This is a genomic window from Kribbella sp. NBC_00709 (assembly GCF_036226565.1).
In the GTDB taxonomy this organism is placed as follows: domain Bacteria; phylum Actinomycetota; class Actinomycetes; order Propionibacteriales; family Kribbellaceae; genus Kribbella.
In genome coordinates this window covers 3,722,186-3,741,654 of sequence record NZ_CP108996.1, presented here as the reverse complement: position 1 = coordinate 3,741,654, position 19,469 = coordinate 3,722,186, and the positions used below count along the sequence as shown (strand labels likewise).

Below are 19,469 nucleotides of genomic sequence, written 5' to 3'. Positions count from 1 at the left end.
GCTGTACCAGACTGGGTGCTCTGGAGGCGCCCAGTCTGGCAGGGAGATCCCATGTACGACTACGACCTCGTGGTGATCGGCTCCGGCCCGGGTGGGCAGAAGGCGGCAATCGCCGGCGCGAAGCTGGGTAAGCGGGTAGCGGTGGTCGAGCGGATCTCCATGCTCGGCGGCGTGTGCGTGAACACCGGCACGATTCCGTCCAAGACGCTGCGCGAAGCCGTCCTGTACCTGACCGGGATGGCGCTGCGCGATCTGTACGGCGCCAGCTACCGGGTGAAGTCCGAGATCACCATCGCCGACCTGATGGCCCGGACCCAGCACGTCGTCGGCCGCGAGGTCGAGGTGGTGCGGTCCCAACTGCTCCGGAACCACGTCGAACTGCTGCACGGCACCGCCGGCTTCGTCGACGAGCACACGGTCCAGGTAGTCGGGTCCGGGCGAGGTGAGACCAGCACGGTCACCGCTGAGAAGTTCGTGATCGCCACCGGCACCCGGCCGGCCCGGCCGCCGCAGATCGAGTTCGACAACCGGCACGTGCTCGACTCCGATGCGATCCTCCAGCTCGAGAAGGTCCCAGGTTCGATGGTCGTGGTCGGAGCCGGCGTGATCGGGATCGAGTACGCGTCGATGTTCGCCGCGCTCGGGACGCGGGTCACGGTGGTCGAGAAACGCGACCGGATGCTGGAGTTCTGCGATCCCGAAGTGGTCGAGTCGCTGAAGTTCCATCTCCGCGACCAGGCCGTCACGTTCCGGTTCGGCGAGGAGGTCGAGCGGGTCGAGGTCTCCGACCGCGGCACGGTCACCTCGCTGGCCAGCGGCAAGCGGATCCCGGCCGAGATGGTGATGTACTCAGCGGGCCGGCAGGGCGTCACGGACGAACTGAACCTGACCGCCGCCGGGCTCGAGGCGGACGCGCGTGGCCGGATCAAGGTGGACGAGCACTACCGGACCACCGTCGAGCACATCTACGCCGTCGGCGACGTGATCGGCTTCCCGGCGCTCGCCGCGAACAGCATGGATCAGGGCCGGCTGGCGGCGTACCACGCCTTCGGGGAACCGGCCCGGGAGCTGGCCGGGCTGCAGCCGATCGGCATCTACACGATCCCCGAGGTCTCGTACTGCGGCGCCACCGAGGAGGAGCTGACGCGCTCGTCGGTCCCGTACGAGGTGGGTGTCTCGCGGTACCGCGAACTGGCCCGCGGGCAGATCCTCGGCGACACCTACGGAATGCTCAAACTGCTCGTCTCGACCGAGGACCGCACTCTGCTCGGCGTTCATGTGTTCGGCACCAATGCGACCGACCTGGTCCACATCGGGCAGGCGATCATGGGCTGCGGCGGCACGGTCGACTACCTGGTCGACACCGTCCTCAACTATCCGACGTTGTCGGAGGCCTACAAGGTCGCGGCGCTCGACGTCACCAACAAGATCCGCGCCCTCGATGCTTTCGGGACAGATTGATTACGCTGAAGGCGATCACGTCAGCGGCCCGTTCACCGGTGTAGTAGTTCAGACTGTGTGGCCGTGAGTACTCAGTCCGACCCTGCGGAGACCAACCGGCTGGAAGCGTTCAGCGACGGCGTCTTCGCGATCGCGATCACCCTTCTCGTCCTCGAACTGCACAGCCCCGAACTCGAGGAGGGGCAGCGGCTGTGGCCCGCGCTGGTGGACGAGTGGCCGCAGTTCGCGGCGTACCTGACCAGCTTCGCGATCCTCGGCATCATGTGGGTCAACCACCACTCGATGTTCCGCGAGATCAAGCGGGCCGACCGTGGGCTGATGTTCCTCAACCTGCTGCTGTTGCTGTGGGTCACGTTGCTGCCGTTCCCGACCAGCATGTTCGCGGAGCACCTCGAGGACGACTCGATCAACGCCAACGTCGCCGCGGCCGTCTACAGCGCGAACCTGACCCTGGCCGCGATCGCCTTCAGCGCGATCTGGTGGCACGTCCTGCGCAAGCACCTGGTCGACCACGAGATGGACAGCGCGCAGGTGCGGAAGTCGCTGATCAGGTATTCGTTCGGCACGGTGATCTACGGAGCCTGCATCGCGGTGTCGTTCGTCTCCGCCCAGGTGACCCTGCTGCTCGTCTTCCTGCTCGCGGTCTACTACGGCTTCGAGCAGATCAGGACGCGCGCCGGAACTGCGTGAGGTAGATGCCGGGGGCAACCTCGACCTGACCTAGCTCCGCGTAGCCGCGGGACTTGTAGAGGGTGACGGCCGGAGTGTTCGCGCTACCGGTGGAGACGAGGCTGACCGGTCGCAGCTCCAGCTGGTCGAGGTGGTCGAGCAACGCGCGCCCATGGCCGCGGCGGGCATGGGCGGGATCGACGATCAGCCGGGAGATCTCGACGGTGTCGTCGTCCGGGAACTCGTACGCGACCGCGCCGACCAGGGTCTCTCCGTCGTACCTGCCCAGCCAATGCTCCGGCGCGGCCATCAGTCCGGCCAAGTCTTCCTGCAGCGGCGGGATGCCGTCGAAGCCGATCAGCTCGGCCTCGACCGCGTACGCGGCGTGCTGGATCGCGAGCAGTCGCTCGGCGAGCGTGCGGTCGACGAGGTCGAGCGGCGTGATCACGACCGCAAGGCTACGCGGCCTTCCAGTAGCCGAGGGACTTCACCCGATGCTTCGGTACGGCGAGATCCTTCACGACGTACGACGTGAGCGCCCGCGTGGTCGCGGTGTCACAGGCGATCCACACGAACGCGTCGGGGCCGATCGCGTCCTTGAGATCCGCCTTCACGTTCTCGACCATCTCCGCCCGGGGGATCCTGCGGACATCGTGATGCTCCGGGTCGATCCGGAACGGCAGCTCATGGTCGAGATCGTGGGTGGTCTCGAACCAGATCGTCGTCGGCAGCTTCGGGGCGACCGCGAGCAGCGAGTTGATCGCGGGCAGCGAGGCCGGGTCGCCGATCACCAGCATCCGCGGCGGCAACGGGTCCGGCACCTCGAACCCGGTCCCCTGCACGGTCGCCTCGATGGCGTCACCCGGCTCGGCCTTGCGGGACCAGTCGCTCGCGCAACCGTCGTGCAGCGCGAACTCCAGGCTGAACGTGCCGGCCTCGACGTCCGGATCGACCAGCGTGTACGCGCGCTGGTGCGGCTTGCCCGCGTTGTCGAACCACAACCGCACCCACATGGTCGGGTGTACGCCGATCGCTTCCAGCAGACCGCCGTCGGTGAAATGCACCCGGCGGTAGCGCTCGGTGACCTGTTCGGCACCCGTCACGGTGAAGACGAAGTCCTTCCCGCGAAACAGCTTGAGCACCACGCCTTCCCAGCCGTGCCCCACTCCACACCTCCAGCGACAATGCTCTTGCGGCGACGGATTGTTGCTGCGTAAGTTAGCGCAGCCTAACCTAACTGAAACGAGGCGCGTTGTGAATGCGAGAGTGTTCCGGGACACGTACGGGGTGCCGCAGCTCGAAGCCGGCGACCCTCTCGCGCTGGTGTATCTGCAAGGTGTCAACGCGGCCCGCGACCGGGCCTGGCAGATCGAACTCGAACGCCGCCGGTATCTCGGGACGACCGCCGCGTTCCTCGGCGCCGAAGCGGCCGGGTGGGATGTGTTCGCGCGGCAGGCGCGGTTGGCGGACACGGCGCAGCGGTGCTTCGAGGCACTCGACGACGACACGCGCGACTGGGTCACGGCGTACGTCGAGGGCGTGAACCATGCGTTGCCGGGCGGCGCGGCGCGGGCGCCCGAGTTCGCCGAGACCGGGTTGACGCTGCAGGAGTGGGAGCCGTGGACGCCGCTCGGGATCTGGCTCGCGGTGCATGTGTTGTTCGCCGGGTTCCCCACGAAGCTGTGGCGGACTCACGTCGCGCGGCATCTCGGTGAGGACGCGCTCGATCTGTTCACGTCGGAAGGGCCGCATGGTGCCGGCAGCAACGGGTGGCTGATCCCCGGGTCGCACACTGCCTCAGGGCAGGCGATCGTGGCAGGCGATCCACACCGGTACATCGAGAGCCCGGGTGTCTACCAGCAGATCCGGCTGACGTGCCCGGAGTACGACGTGCTGGGGCTCGCCGTCCCCGGTATCCCCGGTCTGGCCCACTTCGGGCATACCGGCGGCGTCGCGTGGGCGATCACGAACGCGATGGCCGACTACCAGGACCTGTACGCCGAACAGCTCCGGCGAACCGCCTCCGGCGTCGAGGCTCTCGGCCCGGACGGCTGGAAGCCGGCGTCGGTGCAGAACGAGCTGGTGGAGGTCGCGGACGCCGACCCGATCGAGGTCGAGGTGATCGAGACCGACCGTGGTCCGGTGATCATGAGCGGCGCCGGCGGCGCGGAGGTGGAGTTGGCGACCTCCCTGCGCTACCCGCCGCGGGTGACGGGCCGACTGGGTTTCGAGGTGATGGCTCGGTTGCTTCGGGCAACTACCGTGGCGGATGTCGATTCGGCGTTCGACGACTGGGTGGAGCCGGTGAACGTGGTGCTCGCGGCCGATACCGCGGGCGGGTTACTGCACCGGACGGCGGGCCTGGTGCCTCGGCGGCATCCGAGCAACCGGTTGCGGGTCGTCCCAGCGTGGGAAGTTGAGCATCAGTGGGACGGGTGGCACGACCCGATGCCGCGGGAGGCCGTCGACGGTCCCGCCGTGATGGCGAACGCCCGTGAACTCGCGGCACCTCTGGGCGTCGAGTTCGCGGCGCCGCACCGCGCCCGCCGGATCCGCGAACTGGTCAACGCGCGCACCGACTGGTCCGTCGACGACATGCCGTCCATCCACACCGACACGTTCCTCGGCTCGGCCGGCGCCGTCCTCGACCTCCTCACCGACCTCGACGACCTGTCCCCCGAAGCCGTTGCCCTACGCACCGATCTCCTCGGCTGGGACCGTCACATGGACGCCGCGAGTACGACGGCCTCGTCGTACGCCGCGCTTCGCAAGGCACTGATCTCACGGCTCACCGACCACTTCACGGTGCTCGAGAACGCCGAGGTCGCCGAGCTGTTCGCCCCGTGGATGGATCCGCTGACGCACGTTTCCTACGCCCTCGAGAGCCTCATCGACGCCCGGCTCCCCAGCATCAACCTGACCTGGCTGGCGCGGGAGTCGCTGGAAGAGGTTGCCGCCAGGAAGCCCCGACCGCCGTGGGGCGAGACGCACCAGCTCTCGCCGCTGCACGCGTTGCGCGGTCCGGTGTTCGCGCGCGACGAGGAGCCGTTGGACCTCGGGCTGTCCGGGGATCACCACTGCGTCCTGTCGACGTCAAGCCTGCCCGGGCTGACCGATGTCTGCATCCGCGCGTCCGCGGCGCGGTACGCGTGGGACCTGGCGGATCGCACGGCCAGCAGCTGGGTGGTTCCGCTCGGCGCGTCCGGCGTACTCGGGGATCCGCATCATCACGACCAACTGCCGATGTGGTTGCAGGGCTCGCTCGCGCCGGCCGTTGGTGCGGTGGCTCGGGAGGATCGCGGTTACACGGTTGAGATGGAGGGCTTCGGCACGGTCCAGCTCGAGGAGGCCGATCCGGTGCGCGACCTCGATCTCATCCATGAATGGGTCACGGCCGAGCGGGCGACGTACTGGGGGATGGGCGGGCTGTCGCGGGCCGAGATCGCGGGGATCTACGAGTTCCTGGACTCGGTGCCGACGCATCACGTGTACGTCGTGCGGCTGGTCGGCGTACCGGTCGCGCTGCTGCAGACGTACGATCCGCGGGCCGATCCGGCGGGCGCGGCGTACGACGTGGAGGCCGGGGATCTGGGGCTGCATCTGTTGATCGCACCCGGTGATCCGCGGTCAGGGTTCACTGCGAATCTGTTGAAGGCGCTTGCGCAGTTCGTCTTTGTGCACTTGGGGCATCCGCGCCTGGTGGTCGAGCCCGACGTCCGCAACACGCGTGCTATCGAACGTTTCCATCGCACCGGGTTCACGCTCGGACCCGAGACCAAGATCAGTCAGCCAGACGGCACCACGAAGACGGCGCAGCTCGCGTTCCTGCGGCGGAGCCAGTTTCACGCTGACCAATAGGTGTCGCCAACGAGGCTTGGCCCTCGAGCGTAGTGCACTACTCGGTGATACCGTATAGTGGTACTCGGTGTTACGGAGTACTGAGTGAAGGGCGGCGCGATGGATGACCTGACGGAGATGTTGAAGGGCACGCTCGAGGGGTGTGTGCTCGAGATCATCGGCCGGGAGGAGACCTACGGGTACGCCATCACCCGCCGGCTGAACGAGCTCGGGTTCTCCGACGTCATCGAGGGGACGGTCTACACGATCTTGCTGCGGCTGGAGAAGAACGGGTTCGTTCAGGTGACGAAGCGGCCGTCCGAGGTGGGGCCGCCGCGCAAGTTCTATGCACTCAAGGACGCGGGGCGCGAAGAGCTCGCGAAGTTCTGGGTGAAGTGGGAGTACCTCTCGGCACGAATCGACCAACTCAAGGAGGGTGGGAGATGAGCTTCTGGGAGACGATCACCGGTAGCGACCTCACCAGGGAATACAAGGCGTTCGAGGTCCGGGCCGCGGCCTTGCCGGCCGACTACAAGGCGGCATGGGAACAGATCAAAGCCCACCTCTTCCCGTACGGAAGCTTCACGGGCCGCAATCTGATGCCGATCCTCGACAGCGCGCTGGGGCTGCTCGAAGAAACGGCCGCGGACGGGCAGAGCATTCACGACGTACTGGGCGACGACATCCAGGGGTTCTGTGCTGCGCTGGCCGGCGGGGACGGAGCCCGGAGCTATCGCGACCGGTGGCGTGAGCAGTTGAACCGCAACGTGGCAAGAAAACTCGGCCGGCTAGGAGGCTGACGTGGGCATCCAGGACATCATCGAAGGCAAGAAACAGTGGCGAGCGCATCTGGCGCGGGTCAAGGCGCTCCCGCCGGATTACCAGATCGTCTACAAGGAGATGCAGCGGTACTTCTTCAAGGTCGGACCGGTCGACCTGGTCGACGGGAATCTCCTCTCCGGGATCGTCGACTTCTTCGAGGAGGGCGTCGCGGCCGGCAAGGGAGTCCTCGAGCTCATCGGCAATGACGTCGCCGCGTTCTGCGACGACCTGGTCAAGGACTCACGCACGTACGCGGACATCTACCAGGAGTCCGTCAGCAAGAAGAAGTCAGCCGAGAAATAACGCGTTCCGAGTAGGCGTCATCGGATGGCGTAACCGCCCAGCGAAGGTTGCAGCTGGTCGAAAGCCCGCGCAGCCATGGCAGACAGCACGGACTGGGCTACGGCGCGGGGGACTCCGTCGAGCGTCAGCCGCATCGCCTTCCGGAACAGAACACGGTGGACCGCGGCCAGCTGCGCTGCCGCGATCGCGACGGTGATGTCGTCGACGGGCTCACCGGTCTCCGCGGCGAGCGTGTCTGCGATGGCAGCCTCGCGCTGCTCATCGATCTCGCGGAGTCGGGCGAGCAACGCAGGGCTGCCGGTGATCATCTCGACGAAGCCCTCGCCCGCCAGCCCGACCGAGGCGTCCTGACGCTCGAGCGCCGCGAAGTACGCGTCGCGCAGTGCGGCGAGGGCTGATTGCCCCTGCGCGCGGGCGGAGATCGCTCGGGCGGCATGCGAGACGAGCTCGGCGTGCTGGTCGAAGACCAGGTCTTCCTTGCGCGAGAAGTAGTTCGTCACCGTCATCTTGGCCACCCCGGCCGCCTCCGCGACGTCCGCGATCGTCACCTCGTCGTACCCGCGCTCGAGGAACAAGCGCGTGGCCACGTCCGAGATCTGCCGTCTGGCCAGCGCCTTCTTCCGCTCCCGCAGTCCGGGCTTCCGCGCATCCACAGGCCGCACTCTAGCTTAAATAGGCTGGTCCTAGATATAGGCTTGTTCTAAAAATAGGTTTGACCTAAGATTTGGTCGAACCTAGAGAACAGGACGCCGACATGTCAGTACAGACCGACCGCGCCGAGACCCGGGGTGGGCCGACTCCGCTCGATCCCGCGCTGTTGCGGCTCGGCGGCGTGCTCAGCCTGGCCGCGGTGCTCGCCGGATTGGACGCCACCGTCGTCAGCGTCGGGATCGACGCCGTGGCACACGACCTCGGCGGACCCCTGTCCGACCTGCAATGGGTGTCGACCGGATACCTACTGGCGATCTCGATCGTCATGCCGCTGTCGGGATGGGCATCCGAGCGGTTCGGCGCCAAGGCCATGTGGCTGACGTCGGTCGCCTTGTTCGTCGCAGGCTCGGTTCTGTGCGGCTTCGCCTGGTCGGTGCCGGCACTGATCTCGTTCCGGGTCGTCCAGGGAATCGGCGGCGGCATGATGCAGCCGATCGGACAGAGCATCCTGGCCCAAGCCGCCGGACCGGATCAGCTCGCACGCATCGTCGGCGTGCTCGTGATGCCGGTCCTGTTCGCTCCGGTGATCGGGCCGGTCCTGGGCGGAGTCATCGTGCAGGGCCTCGACTGGCGATGGATGTTCTTCGTGAACGTGCCTATCGGTCTGCTCACCTTGCTGATCGCGCTGCGCGTGGTTCCCAAGGATCGGTCAGGACCACGAGGGCAGGCACGACTCGACCGGCTGGGTCTGGGTCTGCTGTCGCCAGGTCTGGCTGCTGTCGTCTTCGGTCTGTCCGCCATCGGCGAGCACGGCGCCGGCTCCCCATTCGCGATCGTCCCGTTGGCTTCCAGCGTCCTGCTGCTCTGCGGGTACGTCGTCCATGCGTTGTCCACGAAGGAGACGCCGCTGATCGACGTTCGGCTGTTCGCGCGCCGTCGCTTCACCGCCGCGACGACGAACTCGTTCCTCCTGGGAGCCACGCTGTACGGCTCCATGCTCATCCTGCCGCTCTACTTCCAGCAGGTCGAACACAAAGGTGCGATCGAGGCGGGCTTCTCACTCGCACCGCAGGCTTTGGGCGCCGCGGCCATCTCGTACTTCGCCGGCCGCCTCACCACCCGGATCGGCCCGCGGGCGGTGATCCTCGTGGGCATCGGTCTCAGCTTGGCAGGCACGCTGCCCTTGGTCGGTCTCGGATCCGGCCTGCCGCGGTGGGTGATGCTGGTCGCGCTGGCCGTCCGGGGCGTCGGCATCGGCGCGACCATGGCTCCGGGGATGGCCGCGGTGTACGGCAGCGTCGAACGGCACCAGGTGCCGCGCGCCGCGAGCGCCCTCAACGTCATGAACCGGATCGGCGGCTCGATCGGGACCGCGGCTCTCGCGTTGATCCTCCAGGCCGAGCTGGACCAGCAGCCGAGCAACCCGGCCGTTGCCTACGGCCACACCTTCGCCTGGGCGCTCGCACTGTCGGTGTTGCCCCTCCTTCCGGCCCTCGCATTTCCAGGTCGCAACCAGAAATGACCCCAGAAAAGGAGAATCACATGTCCTACGAAGTGATCGTCGTCGGAGCCGGCCCAGTCGGGCTGACGCTCGCGATGGAGCTTCACCTGGCCGGCATCGAGCCACTCGTGGTCGAGCGACTGGCCGAGCCCGCCCCTCAACGCAAGTCGCGGGGTGTCGGTCCGCTCGCCTACGAGGCCCTCGAGCGCCGCGGCCTGGGGCCGGTGCTCGAGGCCTGCCAACCCGAGCGGAAGGCGGAGAAGGAGCGGGACCACGGCAGCGCGAAGAACCATTTCGCGTGGATCCACAAGATCGATCCGGCGCTCCAGGACGAGCCCGACCGCACCGGCCGGCTGATCTGGCAGCCGGATCTGGAGCGCATCCTCGCCGAGCATGCCGCCACCCTTGGCATCACCGTACGGCGTGAGTGCACCGTCACCGCCCTCGTCCAGAACGAAGACGGTGTCACGCTGACTGTCGATACACCGACAGGCCCGCAGGAGCTCGAAGCGGCGTACGTGGTCGGATGCGACGGCGGGCGCAGCGCGATCCGCAAGCTGGCCGGATTCGACTTCCCTGGCACGGCTCCGATCATGACCGCCCGCCAGGCACAGGTCGCGATCGCCGACCCGGACAAGCTTCCGCCGTCCGGCAGGCTCTCGGGTGGCATGTTGATCCACGGTCCGGGTGTCCTGGGCACCTTCGATTTCGCCGAGGGTCCCGACGTACCGCGGGGTGAGGTCACCGCCGAGGAGCTGCAAGCCAGCGTGCGACGCGTCGCCGGTGTGGACGTGACGATCACCGAGGTCAGCGACGCGCTCCGGTTCACTGACAACGCGCGGCAGGCCGCGACGTACCGGATCGGGCGGGTTCTCCTGGCCGGGGACGCGGCCCACGTGCACTCCCCCAATGGCGGGCAGGGGCTCAACCTCGGCCTGACCGACGCAGTCAACCTCGGTTGGAAGCTGGCGGCACAGGTCCGTGGCGTCGCGCCAGAAGGACTCCTCGACACCTACACCGAGGAGCGGCACCCGGCCGGCGTCGCCGTACTGGACAACACCCGTGCCCAATCGGCGCTGATGTTGCCTGGTCCGCACACCGACGCCCTGCGTGACATCGTGTCCGAGCTGATGGACATCCAGGAGGTCAACCAGTACTTCGGAAGGATGCTGGGAGGACTCGCGACGCGCTACGCGTTCCAGTACGTCAAGCCCGATGATCACTCCCTGATCGGCAGCTACTGTCCCGACCTCACCTTCGTCACCGCGGACTCCGACGAATCCAAGCTCAGCCAGTTCACCGCCACCGGCCGCGCGGTACTGGCGGTCCCTGTCGGCGATCCCGCCGTCGAGGTGGCGGACGGTTGGCGGGATCGGATCGAGATCATCGAGATCGAGACCGTCAAGGACAGCCGTCTGTCCGCTGTCCTCATGCGCCCCGACGGTGTCATCGCCTGGGCGTGCGATCCCGACAAGCCCACAGACGGTGCTCTCCTGCTGGAAGCTCTCACCACGTGGCTGGGCGCCCCTGCCTGAGTACGCCGAGGACCGGTCGAGCGTCGCGTCCCGGCGCTCGACCGGTTGACAGCGTGTGCCAGGATCTTTGAGTGCGGGAAGGGTAGAAACGCAGGCGGCGCGACGCCGACCGAGCGGACGTTGAAGTGGGTTGTCGACTCGATCGGCGGCGATGCCAGGATCAGATCGGTGCGAACGCTGCACGACGATCAAGGCCCTTGGCTGATGAGCGTCGACGTACGCGGCCGGACCAGACAGCTGGTACTGCGATCGCCAACGCCGCGCATCGACGCGGACATGATCGCCACCGGTGCGGCCGCGCTGGAAGTCGCCGAGCAGCACGGATTGCCGGCTCCACGGCTGGTCGCCAAGGACCTCGACGGCGGTACAGCCGGCGTACCGGCAACGCTGGAGACCGTCGTCGCGGGCAGTACGACGTGGCCGCGGACGTTGTCCGTCGTACGGCGCCGTGTGGCCGGTGCGGCACTCGCGCGGATCCACGCGATCCGGCTGGAACCTCGCCCTCATCTGCCGCTCAGAATCCGCCCGATCGCGGTCGACGACTTCGCCAAGGACCGACGGGAGGGACGCATGACGACATCGCCGCTCCTTCGCAGAGCAGACGAAGTCGTTCAGGGCATGGCCTATCCGCAAGGCGAGACCGTGTTCGTTCATGGAGATGTGTGGCCGGGCAACCTGGCCTGGGCGGACGACATCCGCTGCACGCTGATCGACTGGAAGACAGCCGGCGTGGGCAACCCAGGCGTCGACCTCGGTGAACTGCGTAAGCAGATCGCCATCACTTACGGGCCCAAGGCAACTACAGGCATCGTCGACGGATGGGAAGAAGCCGCCGGTACGTCGGCCACGAACCTCGCGTACTGGGACGCCGTCGCCGCCCTCAACACCCCGACCACCTTGTACAGCCCCACAGCCACCGCCCGCCGCAACGCATTCCTCCAAGCAGCCCTCAATCAACTGAGTCCATAGGCTGTCACGAAGAGCCTGTCGGGCGTCCGCCGGCCAACTCCCTGAAGCGTGGCGACCTCACTGAATCCTGCAGCTGTCAGGCGGGAGGTGATCTCGTCGCGTTCCCACGGACGCATCTCGAACACGTAGTCGTGGACCGACGACGACCCATCTCGGTTGACGAGCTCGTACCGCTCCTCGACAACGATCCGGCCCGTGCGCCACAGCGGTCGGCTGGCGAACGTCAACGTCTCGCCACCGTTGAGCGCCACCTCACTGCGGTGCCACTGGCCGTCGGCCCGTCTGCGGGCCTCCACCGCCTCCCGGACGTCCAGGAACAGCAGTCCGTCGTCGCCAAGGAGCGTCGCGAACGACCCCAGGGCGGCATCGCGTTCCTCGTCCGACACAAGGTCGTTCAGTACGCCGCGGCACGCGATCGCGTCGAACCTTCCGCGAAGCTTCGGCGCGCAGATGTCGTCCCGATGGGTCGGGGAATCTGGGCAGCGCTGACCAGCAATAGCGAGCAACCGCGCGGAAGCATCCAGCAGCGAGACGCGGTGACCGCGATCTATCAGCGCCCGCGCATGCCGACCCGTGCCGCAGCCGGCGTCCAGGACCGTCGCCGAGCTGAGCCCCGCGGCGCGCAGGCGATCGTCGACCGCATCGACCCAAGGCTCGACCGGGTCGGTGATCAGCGCGTCGTACGCATCGGCATGGAGGTCGTAGAAGGGCCGTTCCGTGGTGATCCTGGCCGATCTGGACGTCACCGGATCAGTCTTTCATCAGTCGTCGGGTTCGAGGCAGAATTCGTTGCCTTCGGGGTCGGCCACCGCGTCACCTCACTCCAGAAACGCGCCATCAACGCGGAATCCACACAGTCGAAGGTCACGTTCAAGATCGCGCTACGCATGGGGTCTCCCCGGGGAGTCTGCGGGCCTTGGAGCATCATGGACGGTCATGACGGACAACGCTCGTGATTATTCGGCAAGCGGCAGTACGGCGAACTCTGGGCCGCAGGGTCTGATCGAACGGGCCAAAGACGTCCTCAGCAAGGACGATCGGGTGCTGGGCGTTTGGCTGGTCGGTAGCTACGGGAGGGGCAGCGACGATCAGTTCAGCGATGTCGACCTGTGGGTCGTCGTCGCCCCGGACGATGCCGAGAGCTTCTGTGACGACTGGCCGAAGACTGCGGACGAGATCTCGCCGACGGTGTTCCGGCGAGCGATCGGCCGCCGGATCTTCAACCAGATCACGCCGGACTGGGTGCGCTTCGACGTGTCGGTCGGTACGCCGGACGCGATCGGCAACCGCACCCGCTCGACCGCCAAGCCGCTGTACGACCCGAACGGACTGAGCGCCGGTCTTGGCGATCCGGCCGCCCCGAAGCAGCCGGACCCTGGCCGCGTGGAGGCGATCACCATCGAGTTCCTCCGGGTACTCGGCCTACTGCCGGTTGCCGTCGGGCGCGAGGAGTTCGTGGTCGGCGAATCAGGCGGCACGCTGTTACGCCAGATGCTGATCGACCTGATGCTCGAGGACGTCGCGGTCGAGGATCGAGGCGGCGCGCTACACCTCAATCGTCTCCTACCGGCCGACCGCCTGCAGATCCTGACCAGCCTTCCGCCCCTCGATGCCACCCGCGAGTCAGTGATCGCCGCCAACGTCGCCTGCGCCGCAGCCTTCCTGCCACTGGCCCGCACGTTGCATGAACGGTGCGCCCTCACGTGGCCCCAAGCTCTCGAAACCGCAGCCCGCCGACACCTGTCCACAACGCTGTCGGTCGAGCTACCGATCTAGCAGTACGACGAGAAACAACCGGCGGGCGTCCGCGGCACCGCGGGGCGGACCCAGGCCCCAGCTAGTCCTTGAGTGCGAGGACCGCGGCGATCAGGCGTTGGTAGTCGGTCAGCTCCTCGACGGCTTCGTCGTTGCGCCACTCGGCAGCCGGCACCAGGCCGGGCGGTTGGACGGTGAAGCCGTCGCCGAAGAGGGCGAGGATCTGGTCGTCGGTGCGCCAGCGGCCGCGGCCCAATGAGCCCTGGAGGACGGTTTCGAGCTCCTGGCTGCGGGGGTCGTTCTCGCTGCGGAAGTGGCTGATGAAGACGTAGCTGCCGGCGGCGATGCGGTCGTGCCAGAAGCGGACGATGGCGGCCGGGTCCTCGTCGTCGTTCACGTGGTGGAGGGTGGCGCTGAAGATCACGCCGACCGGCTTGCCGAAGTCGATCAGGCGCACGGTGTCGGGGTGCTCGATGATCGCCTTGGGTTCGCGCAGGTCGGCCTGGATGACGGTGGTGTTCTCGTTCTCCGCGAGCAGCGCGCGGCCGTGGGCGAGCACGATCGGGTCGTTGTCGACGTACACGACCTTCGCGTCCGGCGCGTACCGCTGCGCGACCTGGTGCACGTTGTCGGCCGTCGGCAGGCCGCTGCCGAGGTCGATGAACTGCCGCACCGGCGTGTTCGTGACGATCTCGCGGACCGCGCGGATCAGCGCGCCGCGATTGTCGTACGCGATCTGCCGCGAGCCGGGCAGCTCGTTGATGAACCGGTCCCCGAACGCGCGGTCCACTGCGAAGTTGTCCTTGCCCCCGAGCAGGTAGTCGTACGTCCGGGCGATGCTCGGCTTGCTCGTGTCGAACGGGTACGGCGAGCTCGCCTGCTCGTTAGCGTCGGCCATCGCGCGGAGTCCTTCCTGTCGAGACGTCAGTCACTCTATGCGACCCGGAAACTACCTCGCTCCGGACCCCGGCCAGTCACGTCCTACCGACCGGTTCCCGGACAGCGACAAGAGCGGCGACCAGGACGTGACCAGACAGCTACGCGGCCGGCAGACGTCAACGGATGAACATCCGGATCTTGGATCTTGGATCTTGTCCCGGCGGTACGGCGGGCGGCCCGAGCGCGCCGGCGATCAGTACGGCACCCACCCGGACGCCGCAGGAGTGGCATCTGCAGCTCCTCTCCTCGTCGTTCTCTACACCAGTACGCGCACAGTCATCCCCGGGTGTCATCGAAATGTCATCGTCTCCCCGGATCGTATGTGTCATGAACGGTCACGCAGCGCACACACCAGACCGGTTGAGCTTCCGGGTGCTGGGCCCGCTCGAGGTAGACGGGCCGGACGGGCACCCGCTGGACCTCTGCGGCGGCAAGCCGGCGACCGTGCTCACCCTGCTCCTGCTGCACCGCAACGCCTGGGTCAGCACCGAGCAGCTCGTCGACGCGGTCTGGGCCGGCCGGGACGTGCCGGCGTCGGCGCAGAACAACCTGAAGACGTACGTCTGGCAGCTCCGCCGCTCGCTTCCGGAGGAGCGCATCGAGAGCCGTCCGGGCGCGTACCGCGTGCATGTCCGCCCCGGCGAACTGGACGCCGACGTCGCAGCCGCCCTGTGCGACGAGGCCCGTGAGCTCCTCAGCCGCAAGGACGCGGCCGACGCGATCACGGTGGTCCAGCGCGCCCTCGGGCTCTGGCGCGGCGCGCCGTACGACGGCCTGACGGCGGACGCCACCTCGGCGGTCGACCGGCTGACCGAGCTGCACCGGGCCCTGCGTGAGGATCTGGCGGACGCACAGCTGCTGCTCGACCGGCCCGCCGAGGCGATCGCCGTACTGCGTGCGCTCACCGAAGAGGAGCCGCTCCGCGAGCTGGCGTGGGCTCGACTGATGGCGGCGTACCGGCAGGTCGGACGGCGGCACGACGCACTGGCGGCGTACCAGCGAGCCCGGACCGCGCTGGTCCGCGACCTCGGGATCGAGCCGGGCGCCGAGCTGACTGCGGTGCACCAGCAGATCCTCAGCGAGGAATCCGTACCGGTCACGGTCGCGACGCCGGTCAGCTCGAACCTGCCGCCGCGGGTTCCCGGCTTCGTCGGCCGCCGGCCCGAGCTGCGCGCCCTGCGCGGCGTCCGCGGCGTGGTCACCATCGACGGGATGCCGGGCATCGGCAAGACCGCGTTTGCGCTCGAGGTCGCCGCCGCCTCCGGCCTCGAGACCCAGCAGTACGTCGACCTGGACCGGCCGATGTCCTTGCCCGCGGCAACCGGCTTGCTGATCCTGGACAACGTCGACGACCTCGGCCAGATCCGGCACCTGCTGCCGAACGACCCGGACTCGCTGGTGCTGGTGATCAGCCGCCGCCGACTGGCCGGCCTGGACCGGACGGCCGCGATCACACTCGACGTCCTGGCTCCGGACGACGCAGCCCGGCTGACCGACATCGAGCAGATCCTCAGCTGCTGCGACGGTCATCCGGGCGCGATCCGGCACCTCGCTGAGCGGCTGCGCAACCGGCAACCGTGGACCGTCGCTCGGATGGCGGCCCGGCTTGACGACCCGGCGGCCCGGAGCCAGGCCCTGGCCGAGCTGCTGACCCGCTTCGACGCGGTGTACGACGCGCTTCCCGGCCCGGCGCAGCGGCTGTACCGGCTGATCGCGATGACACCGCGATTCGATCTCCGGCAGGCTGCGCGCGTCACCGGCACCGACCGTGCAGACGCAGAGCTCATGGTCGACGTGCTGATGGACCACAACCTGGTCACCGAACCAGCACCGGGGCGCTTCGAGGTCCTGTCCGTCGTCCGCGACCACGCCGACCAACTGCTGATCGCGACCGGTCCGAAAGCGGAGCTCGTCGCATGAAGCCGACCGCGTCCGCGACGTACGGCTCGATGCCCACGCATCAGACCGTCGCCGTCACGGTGACGAGTTCGGTCGGCCGATCGACCTCCACCCGCCACGACGTCGTACTCCGGCTGGCCGCCTCGCACCCGGCCAGGCTGGACACAGCCTTCTCCGTCACGCTACCTCTGGGGGTACCTCTCTCATGACTGTCACGATGCTCAACCGCCCTTCTGGCTTCCAGCAGATCCCGGCCCATGGCGGGCTTGCCGAACTTCTCGCGTCTGCCGAGGACGAGGTGATCGCGATGAGCACGCTGACCCCGGCCGGGCCGACGTTCGGACCACGGGAGGTCAAGCACGGCGTGCGCTACCGGGCGATCTACCCGGACCACGCGCGGACGACGCCGACCATCGGCCGGCACCTCGGTGCGCTGTCGCTGGCGGGCGTCGCCGTACGGACCACCCCGCACGTGCCGATGAACGCGATCGTCATCGACGGCGCGGTCGCGGTCCTGCCCGCCGACACCACCAACGGCAGCGTCGCGGTACTCCGGCTGACCAGCGTCGTGGTCACGGCGCTCGAGCTGTTCGAGCGGATCTGGCCCGACGCCGTACCGCTGGCCGACAGCGACCTGCCGGACGACACCGACCTGTCGCTGCGAGAGCAGGAGATGCTCCGGCTGCTCGCCCTGGGTGCGACCGACGAGGTGGCCGCCGCCCAACTCGACATCTCGGTCCGGACGGTACGGCGGATGGTCGCGCAGATCATGAGCCGCCTCGGCGCCCGCAGCCGCTTCCAGGCCGGCGTCAAGGCCGCCGATCGCGGCTGGCTCCTGGAGCGCGTGCCCCGCTGACGTCGTACTTCGACCGGATCGCGGACGGACCGACCCTCGACGAACTCCGCTCGCTGCTGGCCGACGACGTCATCGCCGCCGCTGGGTGACGAACGGCGTGCCACAGCGGCCGCCGAGGTTCACGGACGACGGCCACTGGGTATGTGCTGGGATCGGTGACCTGGTCTGGCGGGCCCTGCCACCGGTCGTTGTCAGTTCAGTGTGGTCTTCGGTAGGTCGCGGTCCCGGCCGGATGACCGGTGCTCACGGACCGTGTTGCGCATCGGGTGATCTGGTGTGTGCGGGGCCGGGCAGACGGGGCCGCGACGGATCGGGCCGCCGCCCAGTTTCCGGCTCTTCCACTGCTTCTCGTCGTAATCGTAGTAAGTGTCGACGCCTCCGACTGTCATCTGATCCTCCCTGGAAACCCCCGTCCCCCTGCTGGCTCATCTACAGTCCGTCACGATGGCATCGCAAGCAAGTGATTCCGGAAATCACCACTGATCAACACGCTCGGACGCCCGGTTGTGTTGGTTTGGCCTACAAATGTGCCTGTTGGTAAGTCTCAGACGGACACGATCGCGACGCCGTGACCGGGCAACCACAGTCCGTCGGCAGTCAGCTCGGCCGCACCGAACGACATCACCAGGTACTCCGGGACCTCGTCGACCGGCACCACGGCATCGGCGGCAGCCAGATTCGCCACCACCCGGAGACTACCGCGCGTGACCACCAGCCAGGCCCCGGCCGGATCGAACGCGATCCCGACGGACTCGAGCCGGTCGTCGCGCAGCTCCGGCATCCGGGCCCGGAACGTGAGCAGATGCCGGTACCAGGTCAGCACTTCGTGGTGCGGCGACTCGTCCGGCTCGGACCAGTCGAGCACCGAACTCCGCCAGGTCTGCGGATCCTGCGGGTCCGGGATCTCGTCGGCGTCCCAGCCGAACTCCGCGAACTCCTGCCGCCGCCCGGTCCGGACCGCCTCGGCCAGCGCCGGCTCGCTGAAGTCGGTGAAGAACCGCCACGGCGTCGAGGCGCCCCACTCCTCACCCATGAACAGCATCGGTGTGTACGGCGACGTCAGTACCAGCGCGGCGCCGATGGCGAGCTGCCCCGGCGTCAGCGCCGGACGGTCCCCGAGAGCCCGGTTGCCGATCTGGTCGTGGTTCGACGTGTAGGCAAGGAACTGACCGCCGCGCTGCTTGCGGGGATCGACCGGACGACCCCAGATCTTGCCGCGGAACGTCGAGTACGTCCCGTCGTGCAGGAACACTCGCGTCAGAGTCTTCGCGAACACCGCAGGGTCGCCGAAGTCCACGTAGTACCCGAAGCGCTCGCCGGTCAGCAGGGAGTGCAGTGCGTGGTGGAAGTCGTCGCTCCACTGTGCGGTCATGCCCATGCCGCCGGAGGACACCGGCTCGACGGTGCGCGGATCGTTGAGGTCGGACTCAGCGACCAGGCTCAGTGGGCGTCCGAGCTCCTTCGCGAGGGATGCGGTCTCAGTCGACAGCTGCTGGAGCAGATGCCTCGGGCTGTCGTCGACCAGCGCGTGTACGGCGTCCAGCCGCAAGGCATCCAGGTGGAAGTCGCGGAACCAGCGCAGTGCGTTGTCGCAGATCCACCGCCGTACTTCGGTGCTGCCGGTGTCGTCGAGGTTGACCGCAGGGCCCCATGGGGTGGAGTGGCGGTTGGTGAAGTACGGACCGAAGCTGGCGAGGTAGTTCCCGCTCGGGCCGAGGTGGTTGTAGACAACGTCGAGACAAACGGCCAGTCCGGCCTCATGACACCGGTCGACGAACCGCTGCAGTGCTTCCGGTCCGCCGTACGGCTCATGGACGGCGTACAGGTCGACACCGTCGTACCCCCAGCCTTGTACGCCGGGGAACGCGGCGACCGGCAGCAGCGAGACCACCTCCACGCCCAGCACGGCCAGGTAGTCGAGGTGCTCGGCAGCTGCGTCCAGCGTGCCTCCGGCTGTGAAGGTGCCCAGGTGCAGCTCGTAGAAGACGGAACCGCGCACGTCCCGGCCGGTCCAGCTGTCGTCGCTCCACTCGAACCGATCTGCATCGAAGACCCGGCTGAAGCCGTGCACGCCGTCCGGCTGCCACGGGCTACGCGGATCAGGAATCGGGTCGCTGCCGTCGACAGAGTACGCATAGTCGGTGCCGTGGTGCGCCTCGACGACCTGACGTTCCCACCAGCCGTCCGGGGCGAAGCGCATCGGCAGGACACCGTCGCGCAGTACCACGTCGACGTTGGTTGCCTCAGGCACCCAGACACGGAAGGTATGCAT

19 protein-coding genes are annotated in these 19,469 nt (G+C 67.8%); 12 read left to right on the top strand and 7 right to left on the bottom strand.

Going from position 1 to position 19,469, the window contains the following annotated elements; genetic code table 11:
• Positions 1-51: 51 nt before the first annotated feature.
• Positions 52-1,461, top strand: coding sequence for a Si-specific NAD(P)(+) transhydrogenase (sthA, locus tag OHA18_RS18415; protein WP_329005347.1), 1,410 nt, complete (start codon positions 52-54; stop codon positions 1,459-1,461).
• Positions 1,462-1,524: 63 nt separating this feature from the next.
• Positions 1,525-2,151, top strand: a complete 627-nt coding sequence (locus OHA18_RS18410) for a TMEM175 family protein (RefSeq protein WP_329005346.1) — start codon at positions 1,525-1,527, stop codon at positions 2,149-2,151.
• Here OHA18_RS18410 and OHA18_RS18405 read toward each other — a convergent pair.
• Together OHA18_RS18405 and OHA18_RS18400 are read right to left on the bottom strand one after the other, a co-directional pair.
• Complete coding sequence (locus OHA18_RS18405) at positions 2,126-2,578, bottom strand: GNAT family N-acetyltransferase (protein WP_329005345.1); 453 nt, start codon at positions 2,576-2,578, stop codon at positions 2,126-2,128. The two genes, OHA18_RS18410 and OHA18_RS18405, sit on opposite strands and share 26 nt — an antisense overlap.
• A gap of 10 nt (positions 2,579-2,588) precedes the next feature.
• Positions 2,589-3,272 (bottom strand): siderophore-interacting protein, encoded by a 684-nt coding sequence (locus OHA18_RS18400; RefSeq protein WP_329005344.1) that lies wholly within the window; start codon positions 3,270-3,272, stop codon positions 2,589-2,591.
• Positions 3,273-3,384: 112 nt separating this feature from the next.
• Here OHA18_RS18400 and OHA18_RS18395 point away from each other — a divergent pair, with 112 nt between their 5' ends.
• The 4 genes from OHA18_RS18395 (at position 3,385) to OHA18_RS18380 (ending at position 7,092) form a co-directional block, all read left to right on the top strand.
• Positions 3,385-5,988, top strand: a complete 2,604-nt coding sequence (locus tag OHA18_RS18395; protein ID WP_329005343.1) for a GNAT family N-acetyltransferase — start codon at positions 3,385-3,387, stop codon at positions 5,986-5,988.
• 99 nt (positions 5,989-6,087) lie between these two features.
• Complete coding sequence (locus tag OHA18_RS18390; protein ID WP_329005341.1) at positions 6,088-6,414, top strand: PadR family transcriptional regulator; 327 nt, start codon at positions 6,088-6,090, stop codon at positions 6,412-6,414.
• Positions 6,411-6,767 (top strand): DUF1048 domain-containing protein, encoded by a 357-nt coding sequence (locus OHA18_RS18385; protein ID WP_329005340.1) that lies wholly within the window; start codon positions 6,411-6,413, stop codon positions 6,765-6,767. Before OHA18_RS18390 ends, OHA18_RS18385 begins: the two co-directional genes overlap by 4 nt.
• A 1-nt stretch (position 6,768) precedes the next feature.
• On the top strand, positions 6,769-7,092 hold the full coding sequence (locus OHA18_RS18380; protein WP_329005339.1) for a DUF1048 domain-containing protein: 324 nt from the start codon (positions 6,769-6,771) through the stop codon (positions 7,090-7,092).
• 17 nt (positions 7,093-7,109) lie between these two features.
• Here the strand turns inward: OHA18_RS18380 and OHA18_RS18375 are convergent, their stop codons facing one another.
• Positions 7,110-7,745 (bottom strand): TetR/AcrR family transcriptional regulator, encoded by a 636-nt coding sequence (locus OHA18_RS18375; RefSeq protein ID WP_329005338.1) that lies wholly within the window; start codon positions 7,743-7,745, stop codon positions 7,110-7,112.
• A gap of 101 nt (positions 7,746-7,846) precedes the next feature.
• Between OHA18_RS18375 and OHA18_RS18370 the strand changes: the two genes are divergently transcribed.
• The 3 genes from OHA18_RS18370 to OHA18_RS18360 all read left to right on the top strand — a co-directional run bounded on the left by OHA18_RS18370 (position 7,847) and on the right by OHA18_RS18360 (position 11,748).
• On the top strand, positions 7,847-9,265 hold the full coding sequence (locus OHA18_RS18370) for a DHA2 family efflux MFS transporter permease subunit (protein ID WP_329005337.1): 1,419 nt from the start codon (positions 7,847-7,849) through the stop codon (positions 9,263-9,265).
• Between the two features lie 20 nt (positions 9,266-9,285).
• The gene (locus tag OHA18_RS18365; RefSeq protein WP_329005336.1) at positions 9,286-10,779 is read left to right on the top strand and encodes an FAD-dependent monooxygenase; all 1,494 of its coding nucleotides are present in this window, start codon (positions 9,286-9,288) and stop codon (positions 10,777-10,779) included.
• 168 nt (positions 10,780-10,947) lie between these two features.
• On the top strand, positions 10,948-11,748 hold the full coding sequence (locus tag OHA18_RS18360) for an aminoglycoside phosphotransferase family protein (RefSeq protein ID WP_329005335.1): 801 nt from the start codon (positions 10,948-10,950) through the stop codon (positions 11,746-11,748).
• Here OHA18_RS18360 and OHA18_RS18355 read toward each other — a convergent pair.
• Positions 11,733-12,494, bottom strand: coding sequence for a class I SAM-dependent DNA methyltransferase (locus OHA18_RS18355; protein ID WP_329005334.1), 762 nt, complete (start codon positions 12,492-12,494; stop codon positions 11,733-11,735). The genes OHA18_RS18360 and OHA18_RS18355 overlap by 16 nt on opposite strands.
• A gap of 190 nt (positions 12,495-12,684) precedes the next feature.
• Here OHA18_RS18355 and OHA18_RS18350 point away from each other — a divergent pair, with 190 nt between their 5' ends.
• Positions 12,685-13,524: a nucleotidyltransferase domain-containing protein gene (locus OHA18_RS18350; RefSeq protein ID WP_329005333.1), complete on the top strand. Its 840-nt coding sequence runs from the start codon at positions 12,685-12,687 to the stop codon at positions 13,522-13,524.
• Positions 13,525-13,585: 61 nt separating this feature from the next.
• On the opposite strand, the gene OHA18_RS18345 is transcribed toward OHA18_RS18350, so the two are convergent.
• Positions 13,586-14,401, bottom strand: a complete 816-nt coding sequence (locus OHA18_RS18345; RefSeq protein WP_329005332.1) for an SAM-dependent methyltransferase — start codon at positions 14,399-14,401, stop codon at positions 13,586-13,588.
• 368 nt (positions 14,402-14,769) lie between these two features.
• Here OHA18_RS18345 and OHA18_RS18340 point away from each other — a divergent pair, with 368 nt between their 5' ends.
• A complete protein-coding gene (locus OHA18_RS18340; RefSeq protein WP_329005331.1) occupies positions 14,770-16,362 on the top strand; it encodes an AfsR/SARP family transcriptional regulator in 1,593 nt (530 codons plus the stop codon).
• A 184-nt stretch (positions 16,363-16,546) separates the two neighbouring features.
• The gene (locus tag OHA18_RS18335; protein ID WP_329005330.1) at positions 16,547-17,197 is read left to right on the top strand and encodes a helix-turn-helix transcriptional regulator; all 651 of its coding nucleotides are present in this window, start codon (positions 16,547-16,549) and stop codon (positions 17,195-17,197) included.
• A 191-nt stretch (positions 17,198-17,388) separates the two neighbouring features.
• On the opposite strand, the gene OHA18_RS18330 is transcribed toward OHA18_RS18335, so the two are convergent.
• Complete coding sequence (locus OHA18_RS18330; RefSeq protein ID WP_329005329.1) at positions 17,389-17,586, bottom strand: hypothetical protein; 198 nt, start codon at positions 17,584-17,586, stop codon at positions 17,389-17,391.
• 155 nt (positions 17,587-17,741) lie between these two features.
• On the bottom strand, positions 17,742-19,469 hold the full coding sequence (treZ, locus tag OHA18_RS18325) for a malto-oligosyltrehalose trehalohydrolase (RefSeq protein WP_329005328.1): 1,728 nt from the start codon (positions 19,467-19,469) through the stop codon (positions 17,742-17,744).